The sequence below is a fragment of the Streptomyces xanthophaeus genome (assembly GCF_030440515.1).
GTDB lineage: Bacteria > Actinomycetota > Actinomycetes > Streptomycetales > Streptomycetaceae > Streptomyces > Streptomyces kutzneri.
On record NZ_CP076543.1, the window covers coordinates 4,603,479 to 4,622,934 of the forward strand.

14 protein-coding genes are annotated in these 19,456 nt (G+C 72.3%); 7 read left to right on the plus strand and 7 right to left on the minus strand.

Going from position 1 to position 19,456, the window contains the following annotated elements:
- The first annotated feature begins 28 nt into the window (after positions 1-28).
- The gene (locus KO717_RS20450) at positions 29-1,018 is read left to right on the plus strand and encodes an aldo/keto reductase (RefSeq protein WP_301370044.1); all 990 of its coding nucleotides are present in this window, start codon (positions 29-31) and stop codon (positions 1,016-1,018) included.
- Between the two features lie 190 nt (positions 1,019-1,208).
- On the opposite strand, the gene thpR is transcribed toward KO717_RS20450, so the two are convergent.
- The 3 genes from thpR to KO717_RS20465 all read right to left on the minus strand — a co-directional run bounded on the left by thpR (position 1,209) and on the right by KO717_RS20465 (position 3,700).
- Positions 1,209-1,763: an RNA 2',3'-cyclic phosphodiesterase gene (thpR, locus tag KO717_RS20455; protein ID WP_301370046.1), complete on the minus strand. Its 555-nt coding sequence runs from the start codon at positions 1,761-1,763 to the stop codon at positions 1,209-1,211.
- Between the two features lie 114 nt (positions 1,764-1,877).
- On the minus strand, positions 1,878-3,236 hold the full coding sequence (locus KO717_RS20460) for an MFS transporter (protein WP_301370047.1): 1,359 nt from the start codon (positions 3,234-3,236) through the stop codon (positions 1,878-1,880).
- Positions 3,237-3,262: 26 nt separating this feature from the next.
- Positions 3,263-3,700: a MarR family winged helix-turn-helix transcriptional regulator gene (locus tag KO717_RS20465; protein ID WP_030010566.1), complete on the minus strand. Its 438-nt coding sequence runs from the start codon at positions 3,698-3,700 to the stop codon at positions 3,263-3,265.
- A 131-nt stretch (positions 3,701-3,831) separates the two neighbouring features.
- On the opposite strand from KO717_RS20465, the gene KO717_RS20470 reads away from it, so the two are divergent.
- A complete protein-coding gene (locus KO717_RS20470) occupies positions 3,832-4,014 on the plus strand; it encodes a hypothetical protein (RefSeq protein ID WP_030010567.1) in 183 nt (60 codons plus the stop codon).
- 27 nt (positions 4,015-4,041) lie between these two features.
- Here the strand turns inward: KO717_RS20470 and KO717_RS20475 are convergent, their stop codons facing one another.
- Entirely contained in the window at positions 4,042-5,505 is a 1,464-nt protein-coding gene (locus KO717_RS20475) for an NCS2 family permease (RefSeq protein ID WP_301370049.1), read from the minus strand.
- Positions 5,506-5,633: 128 nt separating this feature from the next.
- On the opposite strand from KO717_RS20475, the gene KO717_RS20480 reads away from it, so the two are divergent.
- Positions 5,634-5,951, plus strand: coding sequence for a DUF2530 domain-containing protein (locus tag KO717_RS20480; protein WP_301370050.1), 318 nt, complete (start codon positions 5,634-5,636; stop codon positions 5,949-5,951).
- A gap of 174 nt (positions 5,952-6,125) precedes the next feature.
- Complete coding sequence (locus KO717_RS20485) at positions 6,126-8,591, plus strand: cation-translocating P-type ATPase (protein ID WP_301370052.1); 2,466 nt, start codon at positions 6,126-6,128, stop codon at positions 8,589-8,591.
- Positions 8,592-8,642: 51 nt separating this feature from the next.
- Here KO717_RS20485 and KO717_RS20490 read toward each other — a convergent pair whose 3' ends face one another.
- The 3 genes from KO717_RS20490 to serC form a co-directional block, all read right to left on the minus strand.
- A complete protein-coding gene (locus KO717_RS20490) occupies positions 8,643-9,836 on the minus strand; it encodes an acyltransferase family protein (RefSeq protein ID WP_301370053.1) in 1,194 nt (397 codons plus the stop codon).
- Positions 9,837-10,061: 225 nt separating this feature from the next.
- The gene (locus tag KO717_RS20495; RefSeq protein WP_301370055.1) at positions 10,062-13,193 is read right to left on the minus strand and encodes a sacsin N-terminal ATP-binding-like domain-containing protein; all 3,132 of its coding nucleotides are present in this window, start codon (positions 13,191-13,193) and stop codon (positions 10,062-10,064) included.
- A gap of 151 nt (positions 13,194-13,344) precedes the next feature.
- Positions 13,345-14,466: a phosphoserine transaminase gene (gene serC, locus KO717_RS20500; protein WP_301370057.1), complete on the minus strand. Its 1,122-nt coding sequence runs from the start codon at positions 14,464-14,466 to the stop codon at positions 13,345-13,347.
- Positions 14,467-14,550: 84 nt separating this feature from the next.
- Between serC and KO717_RS20505 the strand changes: the two genes are divergently transcribed.
- The 3 genes from KO717_RS20505 (at position 14,551) to KO717_RS20515 (ending at position 18,722) form a co-directional block, all read left to right on the plus strand.
- Positions 14,551-17,298: an FAD-binding and (Fe-S)-binding domain-containing protein gene (locus KO717_RS20505; protein WP_437184537.1), complete on the plus strand. Its 2,748-nt coding sequence runs from the start codon at positions 14,551-14,553 to the stop codon at positions 17,296-17,298.
- A gap of 90 nt (positions 17,299-17,388) precedes the next feature.
- On the plus strand, positions 17,389-18,378 hold the full coding sequence (locus KO717_RS20510; protein WP_301370059.1) for an EamA family transporter: 990 nt from the start codon (positions 17,389-17,391) through the stop codon (positions 18,376-18,378).
- On the plus strand, positions 18,378-18,722 hold the full coding sequence (locus KO717_RS20515) for a DUF1801 domain-containing protein (protein ID WP_301370061.1): 345 nt from the start codon (positions 18,378-18,380) through the stop codon (positions 18,720-18,722). Before KO717_RS20510 ends, KO717_RS20515 begins: the two co-directional genes overlap by 1 nt.
- Positions 18,723-19,456: the final 734 nt, after the last annotated feature.

The window sequence follows — 19,456 nt, forward strand, 5'->3', positions numbered from 1 at the left end:
CGCACTCGAAGCAGTTGGCTTGTGTCCCATGAAGTACACGCAGCTCGGACGCACCGGCCTCAAGGTCAGCCGACTCGTTCTCGGCACCATGAACTTCGGCCCCCAGACCGGGGAGCCCGAAAGTCATTCGATCATGGACTCCGCCCTCGACGCGGGCATCAACTTCTTCGATACGGCAAATGTGTATGGGTGGGGCGAGAACAAGGGCCGCACCGAGGAGATCATCGGCACCTGGTTCGCCCAGGGCGGCGACCGCCGCGAGAAGACGGTCCTCGCCACCAAGGTGTACGGCTCCATGTACCGCGAGGCGGACACCTGGCCCAACTACGACCGCCTGTCGGCGCTGAACATCCGGCGGGCCGTCGACGCCAGCCTCAAGCGGCTCCAGACCGACTACATCGACGTGTACCAGTTCCACCACGTGGACCGGCTGACCCCCTTCGAGGAGATCTGGCAGGCCGTCGAGGTCCTGGTCCAGCAGGGCAAGATCCTCTACGCGGGCTCCTCCAACTTCCCCGGCTGGAAGATCGCCCAGGCCAACGAGATCGCGGCCCGTCACGGCCGGCTCGGCCTGGTCAGCGAGCAGTGCATCTACAACCTCGCCGAGCGGCGCGCCGAGATGGAGGTCATCCCGGCTGCCCAGGAGTACGGCCTCGGGGTCATCCCGTGGTCCCCGCTCCACGGTGGCCTGCTGGGCGGGGTCATCAAGAAGGAGGTCGAGGGCGGCCGCCGCGCCTCAGGCAGGTCGGCGGACGCGCTGGCGAACACCGCCGTGCGCGCGCAGGTGCAGGCGTACGAGGACCTGCTGGACAAGCACGGCCTGGAGCCGGGCGAGGTCGGGCTGGCCTGGCTGCTGACGCGCCCCGGGGTCACCGGGCCGATCGTCGGGCCGCGTACGCAGGAGCAGCTCGACTCGGCGCTGCGCGCGGCGGAGCTGGAGCTCTCGCAGGAGGTCCTGGCGGGCCTGGACGAGATCTTCCCCGGTCCCGGGGCGTCGCCGGAGGCCTTCGCCTGGTAGGTCCTGCCCGGGGCAGGACACCCCCAAGGGGCTACTGGCCGACGGCGGCCGCCACGGCCACGACGACGAACATCAGTACGAGCACACCGGCCATCACGCGGTTTCTGGTTTTGGGATCCACCCGTCGAGCCTAACGCGGCCCGCCCGCCCTCCCGCACGCCCCCCGGCTCCGGCCGGGGGGTGTGCGGGTTCAGCCGACGAGCGGCCAGGCCCCGACGGTCTCGTAGCGGGGCTGCTCGCCCGGGACCCCGCTGACGGGGAGGTTGCTGCGGACCAGGCTGAGCGTGTCGACCTGCCAGGGCGTGCCCTCGAAGTCCGCGAGGGCGTCCAGGTAGGGCCGCAGCGGGGTGGTGGCGCTGCGGCTGCGGGCCAGGGTGAGGTGCGGGGTGTAGCGGCGGTGCTGCTCCATCGGTACGCCGGCCCGCCGGGCGGCGGCGTCGGTCCGTTCGGCGAGCATCCGCAGGGCGGAGAGCTCCCCGGCGGCGCCGACCCACAGGGCGCGCTCCCCGAAGTGGCCGCAGCCGTGCAGCCGCAGTGCGAAGGGGGGCGTGCGGTGGGCGGCCCGCTCCAGGCGGGTGTGCAGCTCCGGGAGCACCTCGTCCCGTACCTCGCCCATGAAGGCGAGCGTGAAGTGCCAGCCCGCTCGCGCGGTCCACGTCAGGTGGTCGTCGTGCAGGGGGTCGACGGCCCGGGCCAGCTCGGCGACGGCTGTCTCCGGCGGGAGGACGGCTGCGAACAGTCTCATGCCGGCGAGCGTAGCCGTGCGCGGTGCCGTTGTCGGGGGCTCTGCCCCCGAACCCCCGCGCCTCAATCGCCGGCGAGGCTGGATTTCAGCCCCTCCGGCGTTTGAGGAGCGGGGTCAGGCCACCGTCACCAGTTCGCGGTGGCGCGGGACGGCCGGGACGAAGGTCACACCGCGCCGGTCCACCCGCAGCCGGAGGTTGCCGACACGGGCCAGGACCACCGCGATCGCGACCGAGGCGGCCAGGGAGATCACCGCGCCCGAGGCCATGCCGATCCGGGCGCCGTAGGTGTCGGTGATCCAGCCCAGCAGCGGGGCGCCCAGCGGGGTGCCGCCGGTGAACACCATCATGAACAGGGCCATGACCCGGCCCCGCATCTCGGGGTCGGTCGCCATCTGCACGCTGGAGTTGGCGGTGACGTTGACCGTCAGGCCGAAGATCCCGATGGGGACGAGCAGGGCGGCGAACAGCCAGAAGCCGGGTGCGAAGGCGGTCACCAGGAGCAGGACCGAGAACAGCACGGCCGCGGCCACCAGCACCCGCAGGCGGGACTGTCCGCGCCGGGCCGCGAGCAGGGCGCCCGCCAGGGAGCCGGCCGCGATCAGGGTGTTGAAGAGCCCGTACGTGCCCGCGTCCCCGTGGAAGACGTCGCTGACGTAGGCGGAGAGCCAGATCGGGAAGTTGAACCCGAAGGTGCCGATGAAGCCCACGAGCACGATCGGCCAGATGAGCTCCGGGCGGCCGGCGACGTAGCGCAGGCCTTCGCGCAGCTGCCCCTTGGCGCGGGGCCTCGGCTCGACCGGGTGCAGTTCGTGGGTCCGCATCATCAGCAGGCCGGCGAGGGGCGCGGCGAAGGACAGTCCGTTCAGCAGGAAGGCCCAGCCGGAGCCGACGGCGGTGATCAGCACACCGGCGATCGCCGGGCCGACCAGCCGCGCGGACTGGAAGTTGGCCGAGTTCAGGCTGACGGCGTTGGCCACCTGGTCCTTGCCGACCATCTCGGGGACGAAGGTCTGCCGGGCCGGGTTGTCGACCACGGTGACCAGGCCGATCGCGAATGCGGCGAGGTAGACGTGCCACACCTGGACGTGTCCGGCCAGGGTGAGGACGGCGAGGGCGATGCCGGTCAGGCCCATCGCGCTCTGGGTGGCGAGGAGCAGCGGCCGCTTGGGCAGCCGGTCGGCGAGGACGCCTCCGTAGAGGCCGAACATCAGCATCGGCAGGAACTGCAGGGCGATGGTGATGCCGACGGCGGAGGCGGAGCCGGTCAGTGAGAGGACCAGCCAGTCCTGGGCGATGCGCTGCATCCAGGTGCCTGTGTTGGACACGACCTGGCCGGTGGCGAAGAGCCGGTAGTTACGGATCTTCAGCGAGCTGAACATGGAGCCCTTGCTCGCGGGTGCCGCGAGGGTCGCGGCGGTAGCGGGGGTGGATGTGTGGCCGGGTGCGGAGTCTGCTCCGGTTCCCGTACTCAAAAGCGTTCGCCTCCTGGCGTCGTTCCTTACAGGTGCGCGAGCTTCTCCAGGACGGGTGCGGCCGCGCGGAGCTTGGCCCATTCGTCCTCGGTCAGCTCGGCAGCGAGCCCGGCCAGGAAGGCGTTGCGCTTGCGGCGGCTCTCTTCGAGCATCGCTTCGGCCTCCTCCGTCTGGCGGACCACCTTTTGGCGGCGGTCGTCGGGGTGCGGTTCCAGCGTGACCAGTCCCTTGGCTTCCAGCAACGCGACGATGCGCGTCATCGACGGCGGCTGGACGTGCTCCCGCCGTGCGAGCTCGCCGGGTGTGGCCTGGCCGCAGCGGGCGAGGGTGCCGAGGACCGACATCTCGGTCGGGCTCAGCGACTCGTCGACGCGCTGGTGCTTCAGGCGTCGCCCCAGCCGCATGACGGCGGAGCGGAGGTCGTTCACGGCGGCTGCGTCGTCGCCATGGGAAAGGTCATGCATGTATTTAGAGTAACTCATTACTCTTCCTAAGGAAAACTGGATTTTCCGGCTCACACCTGGGGTCACTCATACGGGTGAGTCGGCGGCTGAAAGTGACACGCGTACGCACCCTGTGCCCCGACTCTTTCGGCATGGGGACACATGTGCTGAGCATGCGCATAGACGGGGAGCTCCTCGACAGGCTCCGGATCCATGCCGCCAAACGCGGAATGAGCGTCCAGGACTATGTGGTCCGGACGCTCATTCGCGATGACTTCGACGAGCGCTTCAAGGCGGCCGTCGACGAGACAGAGAAGTTCTACGGGCTGACGTAGCCGACGTAGCTGACGCAGCCGACGTGGCTACTGGCCGAGTCCGAGGGCGGGCATCGCGTAGTAGAAGACGAACACCGCCGACACCACGTACATGGCCACCGGGACCCCGCGGCCCCGACCGGTCGCCAGGCGCAGCGCACAGAAGCTCACGAAGCCGATGCCGATGCCGTTGGTGATCGAGTAGGTGAAGGGCATCATCACCATGGCCAGGAAGGCCGGGACGGCGATGGTGAAGTCGCTCCAGTCGATGTCCTTGACCGAGCCCGCCAGGATCAGGAAGCCGACCGCCACGAGCGCCGGGGTGGCCGCCTGGGACGGGACCATGGTGGCGAGCGGGGTGAAGAACAGCGCCACGGCGAAGAGGCTGCCCGTCACGACGTTCGCCAGGCCCGTACGGGCACCCTCGCCGACCCCGGCCGTGGACTCCACGAAGCACGTGGTCGCGGAGGAGGACGTGGCGCCGCCCGAGGCGACCGCCAGGCCGTCGACCAGCAGGACCCGGTTGATCCCGGGGAACTCGCCGGTCTTCTTGTCGATCAGCTTCGCCTCGTCGCCGACGCCGAGGATCGTGCCCATGGCGTCGAAGAAGCAGGACAGCAGCACGGTGAAGACGAAGAGGATGCCGGTGAGCATCCCGACCTTGCCGAAGCCGCCGAACAGGCTGACCTCGCCGACGAGCCCGAAATCGGGCGCGGACACCGGGTTGCCGGGCCACTCGGGGACCGTCAGGCCCCAGCCCGAGTCGGGCACCTTCGCGACCAGCTGGACCACGACGGCGACGGCGGTCATGGCCACGATGGAGATCAGGATCGCGCCCGGGACCTTGCGGATCAGCAGGGCCAGGGTGAGCAGTACGCCGGTCACGAAGATCAGGACCGGCCAGCCGTCCAGGTGACCGGTGGCGCCGAGCTGCAGCGGGACCGTGGTGTGCGCGGCGTCCGGGATGCGGGAGACGAAGCCCGCGTCGACCAGGCCGATCAGCATGATGAACAGGCCGATGCCGATGGCGATGCCCTTGCGCAGGCCCAGCGGCACGGCGCTCATGACCCGCTCGCGCAGGCCGGTGGCGACCAGCAGCATCACCACGAGGCCGGCCAGGACCACCATGCCCATGGCGTCGGGCCAGCTCATGCGGGGGGCGAGCTGGAGCGCGACGACCGTGTTCACGCCGAGGCCGGCGGCGAGCGCGATCGGGACGTTGCCGATGACACCCATGAGGAGGGTGGTGAAGGCCGCGGTCAGGACGGTGGCCGTCACCAGCTGGCCGCCGTCGAGCTGGTGCCCGTACATGTCCTTCGCGCTGCCCAGGATGATCGGGTTCAGCACGATGATGTACGCCATGGCGAAGAAGGTCGCGAAGCCGCCGCGGACCTCGCGGGCGAGGGTCGAGCCGCGCTCGGAGACCTTGAAGTAGCGGTCCAGCGGGCCGGAGGGTTCCTGGGGGGAAGGCTCCGGGGCGATGGCAGCGAGGGCGGGGGCCGGGGTGCTCATACGGTCCTCATTGGGTGGTTCATACGAAGAAAATGGGCCGCGCCCAAACCGTTTCAGTATGAACACATGAACGAAAGGGCGTCCATCTCCGCGCGTAGATGTCATTTCGCGCCGCCTAGACTTGCCGCATGGCGAAATGGATTGCGAAGCACGAGGCGCCCGAGCCCCTGGAGGGCCCTGTCGTCGCCACCGTCACTGGTGGCACGATCCTGTGGTTCGCCCTCTTCCTGGTCCAGCTGCCCTTCTACGGGTGGTTCGCCGACCGGGGCCAGCTGTGGTGGGTCTGGACCTGCGCGGCCGGCGGCTTCCTCGGCCTGATCGGCATCTGGTACGTCCGCGGCCGCGACGCAGCGCTTGCGCGTCACGCGGCGGAGCAGGCCGAGGTCGCTGCGCGGGCCGAGCGGGACGGGCAGACCGGGCAGCCGGGCTCGGGACCGCAGGCCTAGCGGCGGCGCAGGCGCGGGTCCGGCGGCTTCGGGGTGGGGCGGTGCCCCTCCGGGACGTCTCCGCCCCACGGCCCGGTGCATCGCGCTACCAGGGGACGATTCGGGTCATCCTGAGGTCGGATCTTCGGGCTTCTCGGCGGGTGAAGCGAAAGAACCCCGCTTAACGTCGAAGGCATGACGCAGCGGGCTGGAACCGAATCCGACGGGCCGGAGCCGGGTGGCAGGACGGCCGCCCCCGCCATCGACGCGGGCGCGGAGCTCGACCCCGTACATCCGGTGCGCCCGCCCGCGCCCCGCTTCAAGCCGGGCGGGCTGAGCACCGCCGAGGTCGCCGAGCGCGTCGCACGGGGCGAGGTCAACGACGTTCCCGTCCGCAGCAGCCGCTCCACCACCGACATCGTCCGCGCCAACGTCTTCACCCGGTTCAACGCGATCATCGGCGTGCTCTGGGCGATCATGCTCGTCGTCGCGCCGATCCAGGACAGCCTCTTCGGCTTCGTGATCGTCGCCAACACCGGCATCGGCATCATCCAGGAACTGCGCGCCAAGAAGACCCTCGACAGCCTCGCCGTCATCGGCGAGGTCAAACCCAGCGTGCGTCGCGACGGCCGGACCGCCGAGATCTCCACCTCCGAGATCGTCCTCGGCGACGTCATCGAACTCGGCCCCGGCGACAAGGTCGTCGTCGACGGATCCGTCGGCGAGGCCGACGGCCTGGAGATCGACGAGTCCCTGCTCACCGGCGAGGCCGACCCCGTCCTGAAGAAGCCCGGCGACCCGGTCATGTCCGGCTCCTTCGTCGTCGCCGGCGGCGGCGCCTTCACCGCCACCAAGGTCGGCCGCGAGGCCTACGCCGCCCAGCTGGCCGAAGAGGCCTCCCGCTTCACGCTCGTCCACTCCGAGCTGCGCTCCGGCATCTCCACCATCCTCAAATACGTCACCTGGATGATGATCCCGACCTCGATCGGCCTGATCATCAGCCAGCTCCTCGTCAAGGACAACAACCTCAAGGACTCCATCGCCCGGACCGTCGGCGGCATCGTCCCGATGATCCCCGAGGGGCTCGTCCTGCTCACCTCCGTGGCCTTCGCGATCGGCGTCATCCGGCTCGGCCGCAAGCAGTGCCTGGTCCAGGAGCTGCCCGCCATCGAAGGCCTCGCCCGCGTCGACGTGGTCTGCCTCGACAAGACCGGCACCCTCACCGAGGGCGGCATGGACGTCACCGAGCTGCGCCCGCTCGGCGGCGCGGAGCCGACGTACGTCAAGAAGGTGCTCGGCGCCCTCGGGGAGTCCGACCCGCGCCCCAACGCCAGCCTCCAGGCGATCATCGACGCCTACCCGGACAGCGCGGAGTGGCGCTGCACCGAGTCCCTGCCCTTCTCCTCCGCCCGCAAGTACAGCGGCGCCAGCTTCAGCGAGGGCGACGGCGAGAACAACACCTGGCTGCTCGGCGCCCCCGACGTGCTGCTCCCCGCCGGGGACCCGGCCCTCGACGAGATCAACGACCTCAACGAGCAGGGACTGCGCGTCCTCCTGCTGGCCCGCTCCGCCCGCGAGCTCGACGACGCGGCCGTCGCCACCGGGGTCCGGCCGACCGCCCTCGTCGTCCTGGAGCAGCGGCTGCGCCCCGACGCCGCCGACACGCTGCGCTACTTCGAGGACCAGAACGTCAGCGCGAAGGTCATCTCCGGCGACAACGCGGTCTCCGTCGGCGCGGTCGCCGGCAAGCTGGGTCTGCCGGGCGCGGAGAACACCGTGGACGCCCGGGGGCTCCCCACCGACCAGGCCGACATGGCGAAGGTCCTCGACGACAACGCGGTCTTCGGACGGGTGAGCCCGCAGCAGAAGCGGGACATGGTGGGGGCCCTCCAGTCCAAGGGCCACACGGTCGCCATGACGGGCGACGGGGTCAACGACGTGCTCGCCCTCAAGGACGCCGACATCGGCGTCAGCATGGGATCGGGCTCGGAGGCGACGAAGGCGGTGGCCCAGATCGTCCTCCTCAACAACAGCTTCTCGACCCTGCCCTCGGTGGTCGCCGAGGGCCGCCGGGTCATCGGCAACATCACCCGCGTGGCCACCCTCTTCCTCACGAAGACGGTCTACTCGGTGCTGCTGGCCATCCTCGTGGTGTGCTCGCAGGTCGAGTACCCCTTCCTGCCCCGCCACCTGACGCTGTTGTCCACGCTCACCATCGGCATCCCGGCCTTCTTCCTGGCCCTGGCGCCGAACAAGGAACGCGCCAAACCGCACTTCGTGAAGCGGGTCATGCGGTACGCGATCCCCGGCGGCGCCATCGCGGCCGTGGCCACCTTCGTCTCGTACCTGATCGCCCGCCACCACTACACGGGCCAGGGCGCCCTCGAAGCCGAGTCCAGCGCGGCCACGCTGACGCTGTTCCTGACGTCCATGTGGGTCCTGGCGATCATCGCCCGCCCGTACACGTGGTGGCGGGTGGCCCTCGTCGGCGCGATGGGCGGGGCGTTCCTGATCGTCCTCGTCGTGCCGTGGCTGCAGGACTTCTTCCAGCTCAAGCTGGTCGGGGTCACGGTGCCGTGGATCGCGGTGGCCGTCGCCGTGGGCGCGGCCGTCCTGATCGAGTTCACGTTCAGGTGGGTCGACCGCAAGTTCCCGGCCTGACCGGAGCCGGTCCGTGCCGGGTGCGGGTGCGGGTGCGGGTCCGGGCCCGGGTCAGGAGACCGGTACGGGCTGCTGGTCCTCGGCGGTGGCGCCCTGCCGGGGTGCCGGGACGTCGTGCGGGGGCCGGCGCCGGCCACCGCCGATGTCCTTCAGGCGCATCGCCGGGCGTTCGACCAGGTGCCAGGAGAGCACCGCCGCGAACAGCGCACCGGCCAGGGAGAGCCCCAGGTAGGCGGCGAAACCCCAGCGCGCGCCACCGAGGACGGCCAGCGACTGCTGCACGAGGAAGCCGTAGATGTAGATGCCGTACGAGTAGTCGTGCTTGGCACCGATCCGCTGGAACGGCTTGGGCAGCCGGATGGCCAGCCACAGCAGCAGGTAGCAGAAGGCCGGCACACCCAGGGCGAAGAAGTACCCGTAGTGCAGGGTCAGCACGAACACCACCGCGCTGAGGGCCGCCAGCGGGTCGCTGACCGGGACGCGCTCCTTGTAGAGCTCCAGCACCGCACCGAGGGCGAAGGCGAAACCGAGGTAGATCATGTAGTTCACGCTGTGGGGGCCCATCAGCGGGATGACCAGGTCACCGCCGTGCGCCGCCGCCCCGGCCCCGGCGTTCAGCCGGTTGCCGACCGCGTCACCGACGACCAGGCCGCCCAGGATCACCGCCACCGCCAGGACGGTCCGCCGGGATCGCACCAGCGAGCCGCCCAGCGCGAGCAGGCCGACCCCGAGGTAGCAGAGGATCTCGTAGGCCAGCGACCACAGGGCGCCGTTCATCGCCGCGTTGTGCGTGAGCCCCTTGGTGGCACCGGTCTCCATCACACCGGAGATCCCCCACTGCCCGACGCCGACGGCCCAGTTCGCCTCGACATAGGCGAAGGGTCCCTGCGGGTGGTCCCAGAAACCTGCCGTACTGCCGTGCTGACGCCAGTACAGGTAAGGGGCCACGGTGAAGGCCGTCACGGCCATGCAGACCCAGAAGCCGGGCAGCAGCCGCAGCGCCCGGTGCCACAGGAAGCGGCCGACGGGCAGCCGGTTGCCGCTGCGCGTCACGAGGATGCCGGAGAGGAAGAAGAAGCCGAAGACGGCCATCTTCCCGAGGTCTATCTGCCCCTGAGAGAATCCGTGACCGATCTCATGGCTGCCGAAGCCCAGGATGCCCGCGTGCGAGACCACGACGGCGGACGCGAGGAACAGCCGCAGGAGGCCCAGGCTGTTGTTCCGGCCGGAAAACAGCTCGGACACCGGCCCGTGGGACCACCGGAAACCGGCCGAACGGCCTCTCCTGTCGGGCATGACGCTCCCCCTGAACGATTCCCTGAGGGCGCGTTCTCTTCTTGGTCGTGGATCCGCCGGTCGGACGAAAGCACTGATCAGTCTGAGTCGGCACGTGCCGCCTGTCAAAGGGAGCGCACGGTTTCCGGGCGCCCGCACGCCCGGCTCCCCGCCCGCTCCCACCCCCCCTTCCGGTCAGTCGAACCAGCGGTCCCGGGCCAGTTCCGCCGTACGCGACGGGTCCTCCAGCAGCGCCGCCACCTCGAAGCGGCGCGGCCACTGCCCCGCCGACCAGGCAAGGCCGGCGGCGACGCCCTCCAGCGTGGACGCGTGGAGCGTCCCGTCGGGGGTGCGGCGCCAGTCGAGCTCCGTGCCGCCCGCGACGAGCTCCTCGTGCTCGATGTACGTCGCCGGAGTGGCCGGACCCAGCAGCACGAGCACCGACTCCGGCACCTCGTGCTCCTCGCCGGGCGTGGTCACCTCCGCCGGAACCGTCTCCGAGAGACGGCGCACCTGGAGCAGCTCCGCGAGATCCGCGGCACGCGCCGGCGGGACGGGCAGCAGCGGCAGCCCCGCCGTCAGCGGGAGCAGGTCCGGTGCGTCCGCGATCACCGCGTCGGCCGCGTCCACCACGAGCACCTCGCCGTCCACCACCGCGCGCAGCTCGTCCGGGAGGGTGACCTGCTCGGGGTCGAGATCGGCCAGCGCGCCGTACAAGCCGTGCAGCTGGTGGCCGGTGACCTCACGGTCCGGGTCGGCGAGCCGGGCCAGCAGTTCGGCGGCGCCGCCGGGCTCGTCCAGCAGGGCCGGCACGGACGTGCGTACGCCCAGCGCCCGCAGGACCTGCTCGTCCTCGAAGCCCGTGGCGTCCGCGGAGGTGTAGAGGCCCTCCAGCAGCGGGTCGCCGCCCGCCGCGCGCAGGCCCGCCGGGCGGCGGCCGTCGAGCACCGGGTGGTCGCGCAGCCACCAGGCGGTGTACGGGCGCACCGACTGCGTGGTGCCGTCCGGCAGCAGGATCCGCACGGGCTGGGTCAGCGCGTCACGCAGCGGCGGCTGCGCGAGCATGGCCAGGGCCTGCGGCCAGCAGTCGTCGTCGACGAGGTCGAGGTCCCGGACGGCGATCAGCTCGGTCGCCACCGGCGGGACCGGGGTGTCCGGCAGCTGGTCGAGGACGTCCTCGCACCACACGTCCACCGCGTCCAGCAGGCCCGCGTCGTCGGGCTCGGCGAAGTCGCCCTCGCGCGGTTCCAGTTCGTCCGGGTCGAGGACCACGTCGGTGGCGCGGACCAGCTGGAAGGTGGCCAGGACCCCGCACGCGGTGAGCGGGCCCGCGCCCCACCTCTCGGCGAGGTCCGCGTCCACGTACGGGACCTCGTCCTCGCGGATCACCGAGGCCAGCGGGCTGCCCGGCAGCAGGAGCTCGCCCGCCGGCACCAGCTCCCCGTCCTCGTCCGGCAGGGCCAGCGCGCCGAGCCAGGGCTCGTCGCCCGGTGCCAGATCGGCATCCCGGACCAGCCCGAGGACCACCTCGGCCAGCTCGTCGGCGTCCAGGGTGTCGGCGTCCTCGTCCCAGATCTCACCGGCGTCGAGGGAGGCGGCGACGGCCGCCCGCACCTGCGGGGTCGTCAGGACCGCCCGCGCCGTGGCCGGGAGCGCGCCGAGCTTCTCCAGCAGCGGGTGCGCCGCGTCCGGGTGGGCCACCTTCAGGCCGAGCCGGGCCAGGCTCGCCGGCGTGTCCGCGCCGGGCAGCAGGATGTGCCGGGGCCCGATCGAGGTGCGTCCGTCGGCGAGCGGCACGGGCAGCCCCGACAGCCGGTCGGGGTCCACCCCGGCGAGGCTGTCGTAGAGCCGGTGCCACCACTCGGGGGTCCGCTCGATGCCCGCGATCCGCTCGATGGCATCGCCCAGCGGGAGCCGGCCCACCCCCAGGGTGCGCAGCTCGGACCGGCGCTCCAGGCCGGCCGGCAGCAGCGTCGGCAGGACCTCGGCCAGGACGCGTACCGTGTCGGCGCCCGCGCCCTCCACCACCTCGGCCTCGAAGGGGCGCAGGGCGGCGCGCTCCTCCGCGTGCTCGGGCGGTGCGGCCGGTGCGAGGAAAGCGGTACGGGGCAGGCGCTGGAGCACGGCCGCGCGCAGGGCCCCGTCCAGCTCGCCCTTGCCGAGCGGGCCGGGCACCAGGTCCACCAGCGCGGTGGTCACCGGGTCCCAGGCGCCGAGGAGTTCGGCGTACGCGTCGGCCGCACGCTCCACGAGGAAGTCGAGCAGCGGACCCGGCGCCGGGTGCCGGCGGGTGGTGTCCAGCGGCAGGGTCGCGATGAGCAGCGCCGGGATGCCCAGCGGCTCGTCGGTGGGGGTCGGCGCGTGCACCACCGGGGCGGTGGCGGGCCGCACCGGGGCGCCGTCGGAGTCGACGGGCACGGCCCAGGACACCGCCCAGGCGGGCCGAAGCCGCTCCTCGACGGGCCGGTCGGCCAGCAGCGCGCGCTCGATGGGGCCGCCGTGGCGCACGGTGCGCCAGCGGTGGGTGACCGTACCGGCGGCGGTGGTGTCCTCGATGACCGTGTACGGGCCCTCGTCGCGCCGGTACAGGGTGCGCACACCCTCGGACGGGGTCTCCACGACGACCTCGCGCAGCCCGGGCAGGGTGAGCAGCAGGGCGTCGTCGACGCCCGCCAGCAGCCGTTCCACCAGACCCTCGGCGGCGGCGTCGCGCAGCGGGAGGACCACGACGGTGTCGTAGCCCTCGGGGGCGGTGCCTTCGGCGGGCAGCGGGAGGCGCAGCAGCGGAACGTGCCCGTCGCGGCGGCGCAGTTCGTCGCCGAGGCCGGGGCTGCCGACGGCGGCGCCCCGGGCCAGCTCCCGGGCCTCGGCCAGGGACCAGCGCACCCCGCCGTGGCGGCCGAGCACGGCCGGTTCGTCGGAGACGGCCAGTACGGCCGCGAAGCCGACGCCGAACCGGCCGACGCTGTCGCCGGCGGGCTCCCGCTTGGCGGAGGCGCGCAGGGTGCTCAGCGACTCCACGCCCGTCGCGTCCAGCGGGGCACCGGTGTTGGCGACGGCCAGCAGCGCGTGCCCGCCCTCGCCCGCGTGCAGGGTGAGCCGCAGCCGGCCGGGCACCTGGGCCCGGGCCGCGGCGTCGGCGGCGTTCTGCGCCAGCTCGATGACGAGCCGGTCCCGGTAGCCGCCGAGCGCGAGGTCCTCCTCGGCGTTGGCGTCCTCGCGGAACCGGGCCGGGCCCGCACCCCACGCGTCGAGCACCCCGCGCCGCAGCCGGGCCGTGCCGAAGGGGTCCACACCGCTCTGGGCCGCCGTCACTCGCACGCTCACGCCGCTGCCTCCAAGAATCGCCGCCGGAGCCCTGAAGGTACCGCGTGCGGGGAACCCCCCACGCCGGTGGCCTCGGGGTGTCCGGGGAACGCCGAAGCCCCCGGCGACAGCAGGTCACCGGGGGCTCCACGTCGTACCGGACGGGTGAGGGTCAGAGCTTCTCGATCACGTGGTCGATGCAGGCCGTCAGCGCCTGCACGTCCGCCGGGTCGATCGCCGGGAACATCGCGATGCGCAGCTGGTTGCGGCCGAGCTTGCGGTACGGCTCGGTGTCCACGATGCCGTTGGCGCGCAGCACCTTGGCGACGGCAGCCGCGTCGATGTCGTCCGAGAAGTCGATCGTGCCGATGACGGACGAGCGCTTGTCGGCGTCCACGACGAACGGGGTCGCGTACTTGGACGCCTCCGCCCAGCCGTACAGGTTGCGCGCACTGGCCGCCGTACGGCCGGTGGTGAACTCCAGGCCGCCCTGGCTGTTCATCCACCGCAGCTGCTGGTCCAGCAGGAACAGGGTGGACAGCGCCGGGGTGTTGTACGTCTGGTTCTTCAGCGAGTTGTCGATCGCCGTCGGCAGCGAGAAGAACTCCGGGATGTGCCGGCTGCCGGAGGCGTGCACGCGGGCGGCGCGCTCCAGGGCGGCCGGGGAGAACGCGGCCAGCCACAGGCCGCCGTCCGAGGCGAACGACTTCTGCGGGGCGAAGTAGTAGACGTCCGTCTCGGTGATGTCCACCGGCAGACCGCCGGCACCCGAGGTCGCGTCCACCAGAACGAGGGACCCGGCGTCGGCGCCCGCGACGCGCTTGATCGGCGCCGCCACACCCGTCGAGGTCTCGTTGTGGGTGTACGCGTACACGTCCACGCCCGCCTCGGCCACCGGCTCCGGGTGCGTGCCCGGCTCCGAGGAGATCACGGACGGCGCGTCCAGCCACGGCGCGAGCTTCGCGGCCGTGGCGAACTTCGAGGAGAACTCGCCGAAGGTGAGGTGCTGGGACTTCTGCTCGATCAGACCGGCGGTCGCGATGTCCCAGAAGGCGGTGGAGCCGCCGTTGCCCAGGATCACCTCGTACCCCTCGGGGAGGGAGAAGAGGTCCCGGAGGCCCTGGCGCACCGAGCCGACCAGGTTCTTGACCGGGGCCTGGCGGTGTGAGGTTCCGAGCAGGGAGGTACCGGTGGCGGCGAGGGCGTCCAGCGCCTCGGTCCGCACCTTGGAGGGGCCCGCGCCGAAGCGTCCGTCGGCGGGCTTGATGTCAGCGGGAATCTGGATCTCAGCCACGAGCGGAGCGTATCGGGTCCCGGTCCGCGCCTCGGAAGCGCGTCCACCCGATGAGACGGGTCCGGCCGGTGGCAGGGTGGGGTCGTGACGTCACCCGGTGAACTCGAACGGACATTGCGGGAGAACCTGCGCGGGGAGATCGACTTCGGCGCCGCCGCACGCGCCCTGACCACCATGGACGCCTCGAACTACCGGCGTGTCCCGGTGGGAGTGGTCGCCCCGCGCGACGCCGACGACGTGGCGGCCGCCCTCGCCGTGTGCGCCGGGGCCGGGGTCCCGGTCGTGCCGCGCGGCGGCGGGACGTCCATCGCCGGCCAGGCCACCGGCGTGGGCGTGGTCCTCGACCTCACCCGGCACATGAACGCCCTCGTATCGGTGGACCCGGCGGCCAGGACGGCCGTGGTCCAGCCCGGGCTGGTCCTCGACCGGCTGCGGGACGCGGTACGCCCGTACGGGCTGACCTTCGGGCCCGACCCGTCCACGCACTCCCGCTGCACCCTCGGCGGCATGATCGGCAACAACGCGTGCGGCGCCCACTCGGTGGCCTGGGGCACCACCGCGGACAACGTGACCGAGCTGGCCGTGACCGCGTACGGGGGCACCGCGCACCGGATCGCGACCGGCTGGGACGGCGCCCCGGCGGGCCTGCGGGAGCTGGTCACCGCACATCTGGGGCTGCTGCGCACCGGAATGACACCCGCCGGGATGCCGCCCGGCTTCTCGCGGCGGATCTCCGGCTACGGGGGCCTCGACGCGCTGCTGCCCGAACGCGGGGTGCAGCTGGCGCGGGCGTTCTGCGGCAGCGAGGGCACGCTCGGGGTGGTGACCGAGGCGGTGGTGCGCCTGGTGGAGGCGCCGCGCGCGCCGGTGCTCGCGGTGCTCGGGTACGCGGACGAGAGCGCGGCGGCGGACGCGGCGGCCGGGCTGCTGCCGTACGGGCCGCTGACGGTGGAGGGGATGGCCGAGGACCTGGTGGGCGCCACGGCCGCGGAGCTGCCCCGGGGCGGGGCGTGGCTGTTCGTGGAGATGCCGGACGAGGGCGGGGCACGGGCCCTGCTGCGGGCCGCCGACGCGGTGGACGCGACGGTCGTCACCGATCCGGCGGGTCAGCGGGCACTGTGGCGGATCCGCGAGGACGCGGCGGGCACGGCGACCCGGATGCCGGGTGGCGCGATGGCCTGGCCGGGGTGGGAGGACTGCGCGGTGCCGCCGGCCCGGCTGGGGGCGTACCTGAGGGAGTTCCGGGCCCTGCTGGCGGCGCACGGGCTGCGCGGATCCCCGTACGGGCACTTCGGCGAGGGCTGCGTGCACGTACGGATCGACTTCGACCTGGTGTCGGCGGCGGGCATCGCCCGCTTCCGGGACTTCTCCGGGGAACTGGCCGATCTCGTCGTCGCGCACGGCGGCTCCCTGTCGGGCGAGCACGGGGACGGGCAGGCGCGGGCGGAGCTGCTGCCGAAGATGTACGGGACGGAGGTGGTCCGGCTCTTCGGCGCGTACAAGGACGTGTGGGACCCGGCGGGCGGCATGAACCCGGGGATGCTGGTCAGGCCGGCGCGACTGGACGAGAACCTGCGCTTCGCGGTGCTGCCGGCCACCCCGTTCGCGGGTGAGGTCGCACGGTGCGTGGGCGTCGCGAAGTGCCGGACCACGGATACGGGTGGCGGCGCCTCCGTGATGTGCCCCTCCTACCGGGTCACGGGGGAGGAACGGCACTCCACGCGCGGCCGGGCCCGGCTGCTGCACGAGATGCTGGCCGGCGAGATCGTCACCGACGGCTGGCGCTCGGCGGAGGTCGCCGAGGCGCTGGACCTGTGCCTGGGGTGCAAGGGCTGCCGCAGCGACTGCCCGGTGGGCGTGGACATGGCCGCGTACAAGGCGGAGTTCCTGCACCGCCACTGGGCGGGCCGGATCCGCCCGCTGTCCCACTACACCCTGGGCGGCCTGCCGGGCTGGCTCCGGCTGATCGCCGCCCTGCGGGCGGCGGGGGCGGTCAACGCCCTGGCCCGGCACGTCCCCGTACCGGGGCTGGACCGGGACCGCGGCGGCCGCCTGCCGGAGCTGGCGCGGGAGCCGTTCACCCGCTCCCTTCCAGCCACGCCGGCGTTCGAGGCGCGAGGTCCGGGGCGGAGCCCCGGTTCCGTCATGCTCTGGCCGGACACGTTCACGGAGTACCTCGCCCCCGAGACCGGCCGCGCGGCGGTCCGCGTGCTCCGGGCGGCCGGCCTGGACGTCGACGTCCCCCGCGGGGGCACGGTCTGCTGCGGCCTGACGTACGTGTCCACGGGGCGCCTCGACCGCGCCCGCAAGGTCCTGCGCCGGACACTGGACGCACTGGGAGACGTACCGGGGCCCGTGGTGGTGCTGGAGCCGAGCTGTGCCGCGGCCCTGCGCACCGACCTGCCCGCGCTGCTCCCCGACGACCCCCGCGCGGCCCGCCTCGCGGAGGCGGTACGGACCTTCGCCGAGACCCTGGAGGAGTACGCCCCGGCCTGGCGGCCGCCGCGCCTGGACCGGGAGATCGTCGGCCAGACCCACTGCCACCAGCACGCGGTGCTCGGGGACGGCCCCGACCGGCGGCTGCGCGAGCGGGCCGGGCTGGTGGGCGAGCTCAGCGGGGGCTGCTGCGGGCTGGCGGGCAACTTCGGCTTCGAGCCCGGGCACCACGGGGTGTCGGTGGCCTGCGCGGAGGAACAGCTGCTTCCGTCCCTGCGCGCGGCCCCGCCGGACGCCGTGATCCAGGCGGACGGATTCTCGTGCCGTACGCAGATCGCACAGCTGGGCGGGGTGCGGGCCCGGCACCTGGCGGAACTCCTGGCGGAGGGGTTGTAGGGCGCATGTCGTGCGGAGGTAGGGCAGTGTTGACACGGTTGTAAGGCAGGACATGCGGCGACACTCCTTACGGGCCCTTAGTCTGGAGAGATGCCCGCACCTTCCTCTTCGTCCTCCCCGGCGGCCTCGCCGGCCGTCGCCGCAACGGTCCCGTCGACCGCCAAGGGCTCCGGTTCCGGTTCCGCTTCCGGCTCCGGTTCGGCTTCTGGTTCCGGCTCCGGTTCCGGGCTCGGTCCTGTGGCGCTGGTGATCTCGGCGGGGATCTCGGTGCAGTTCGGGGCCGCCCTCGCGGTCATGATCATGCCGAGGGCGGGCGCTGCGGGCGTGGTCACCCTGCGCCTCGCGGCCGCCGCACTCGTGCTGCTGATCCTGTGCCGACCGAAGGTGCGCGGCTACTCCCGTTCCGACTGGGGCACGGTGCTCGCCTTCGGCGTCGCCATGGCCGGGATGAACGGCCTCTTCTACCAGTCCATCGACCGGATCCCGCTCGGCCCGGCCGTCACCCTTGAGGTTCTCGGACCGCTCGCCCTCTCCGTCATCGTCTCCCGGCGCCTGGTCAACGTGCTGTGGGCCGGCCTCGCGCTCGGCGGCGTGGTCCTGCTCTCCGGGCACGGCGGGGGCGGCCTCGGCTTCGGCTCCCTCGACCCGCTGGGCGCGGCCTACGCGCTCGGGGCGGGCGCGATGTGGGCGGCGTACATCGTGTTCAGCGCGCGTACGGGCCGCCGCTTCCCGCAGGCGGACGGGCTCGCGCTCGCGATGGCGGTGGCCGCGGTCATCTCGCTGCCGCTGGGCATCGCCGAAGCAGGCTCGGACCTGCTGGTCCCGAGCACGCTCGCGCTGGGTGTGGGCGTGGCCGTCCTGTCCTCCGTCCTGCCGTACACGCTGGAACTGCTCGCGCTGCGGCGGATGCCGGCCCCGACCTTCGCGATCCTGATGAGCCTGGAGCCGGCCATCGCCGCCACCGCGGGCTTCCTCGTCCTGAACCAGGCCATGTCCGCACTGGACGCACTGGCCATCGCCCTCGTGATCGCGGCCAGCATGGGCGCGGTCCGCTCGCAGATGCGGAAGAAGGCCGCCTGATGGACGTCGCCACCTACCTGGCCGCGGTCCCGGAGGCCCGGCGGGAGGCCCTGGTGCGGCTGCGGGAGCTGTGCCTGGAGGAGCTGACCGGGTTCGAGGAGGGCATCGCGTACGGGATGCCGGTGTACGTGCGGGCGGGCGAGACCGCCGGCGAGATCGCCTGGGCGAACCAGAAGCAGTACATCTCCTTCTACCTGATGCGCACGGACGTCCGGGACGCCTTCGAGGACCGCCTGGCCGCCCACGACATGGGCAAGGTCTGCCTCCGCTTCCGCAACCCCGCCAAGGTCGACTTCGACCTCCTCAGGGACCTCCTCCGGGCGACGGCGGCGAAGGCGGGCTGAGGGGGCGGGGCGGGGGCGAGGGCGGGGCGGGGGCTCCGGAGGCGGGAGTTGACTCTTGCGGGGTCGGGGAGGGTGGGGCGGGGGCTCCGGTAGTCGGGAGCCTCTTGGTCGGAATCAGGGAGGCGTATGGGGGTTTCCCGTCAGTCTCATCGTCTCTCCGGTTCGGGCCGGTCCCTCAAGGGCGCTCCTCCTTCGTCGTCGCGTCGCTTCGCGATGGCCTGCGGCCACCCTTGACCGACCGTCCCGCCCCGGACATACGAAGACAGCCGGGAAACCCCCAAAGGAACGAGCCGGGCACTCAAGGATCAGGACGGCGCGGCCAGAGAAGCGCGACCCGGTCGGGCGTGAAGAGCCACGTCCGAGAGACGGGGCCCATCCAGACCAGCGCCCGCGTCGGGGGAAGCGCACCCGATCGCTACGCGCTTCTCATCTCTCAGCGTCGCCAGACCGTCTGAGGCTGGACATAGGCCGCCCACGGTCTGGGTCTCGCGCTCGCTGTGCGTCCGACGACCGTCTGGGGCTGGACATAGGCCGCCCCAGATCGCTACGCGCTTCTCCCTGACCGCGTCCGACGGCCGCCAGGGGCCCACACCTCGGCTATTCCGTCGTGGAGCCGGGTCAACGCGAGTATCACCCCCAAGCTCTCGGATAGATGGGGGCAATTGGGGCAATCTGTCGGCCTTTCTGGCCGCCCACCGGCCCTGACCCGCATCCACGACGGAATAGCCGCTGTC

Bases quoted from the DNA above. Each gene is read 5' to 3' on its own strand.
- KO717_RS20450 (WP_301370044.1), top strand. From the start codon at position 29: ATGAAGTACACGCAGCTCGGACGCACCGGCCTCAAGGTCAGCCGACTC.
- thpR (WP_301370046.1), bottom strand. From the start codon at position 1,763: ATGAGACTGTTCGCAGCCGTCCTCCCGCCGGAGACAGCCGTCGCCGAG.
- KO717_RS20465 (WP_030010566.1), bottom strand. From the start codon at position 3,700: ATGCATGACCTTTCCCATGGCGACGACGCAGCCGCCGTGAACGACCTC.
- KO717_RS20470 (WP_030010567.1), top strand. From the start codon at position 3,832: ATGGGGACACATGTGCTGAGCATGCGCATAGACGGGGAGCTCCTCGAC.
- KO717_RS20475 (WP_301370049.1), bottom strand. From the start codon at position 5,505: ATGAGCACCCCGGCCCCCGCCCTCGCTGCCATCGCCCCGGAGCCTTCC.
- KO717_RS20480 (WP_301370050.1), top strand. From the start codon at position 5,634: ATGGCGAAATGGATTGCGAAGCACGAGGCGCCCGAGCCCCTGGAGGGC.
- KO717_RS20485 (WP_301370052.1), top strand. From the start codon at position 6,126: ATGACGCAGCGGGCTGGAACCGAATCCGACGGGCCGGAGCCGGGTGGC.
- KO717_RS20510 (WP_301370059.1), top strand. From the start codon at position 17,389: ATGCCCGCACCTTCCTCTTCGTCCTCCCCGGCGGCCTCGCCGGCCGTC.
- KO717_RS20515 (WP_301370061.1), top strand. From the start codon at position 18,378: ATGGACGTCGCCACCTACCTGGCCGCGGTCCCGGAGGCCCGGCGGGAG.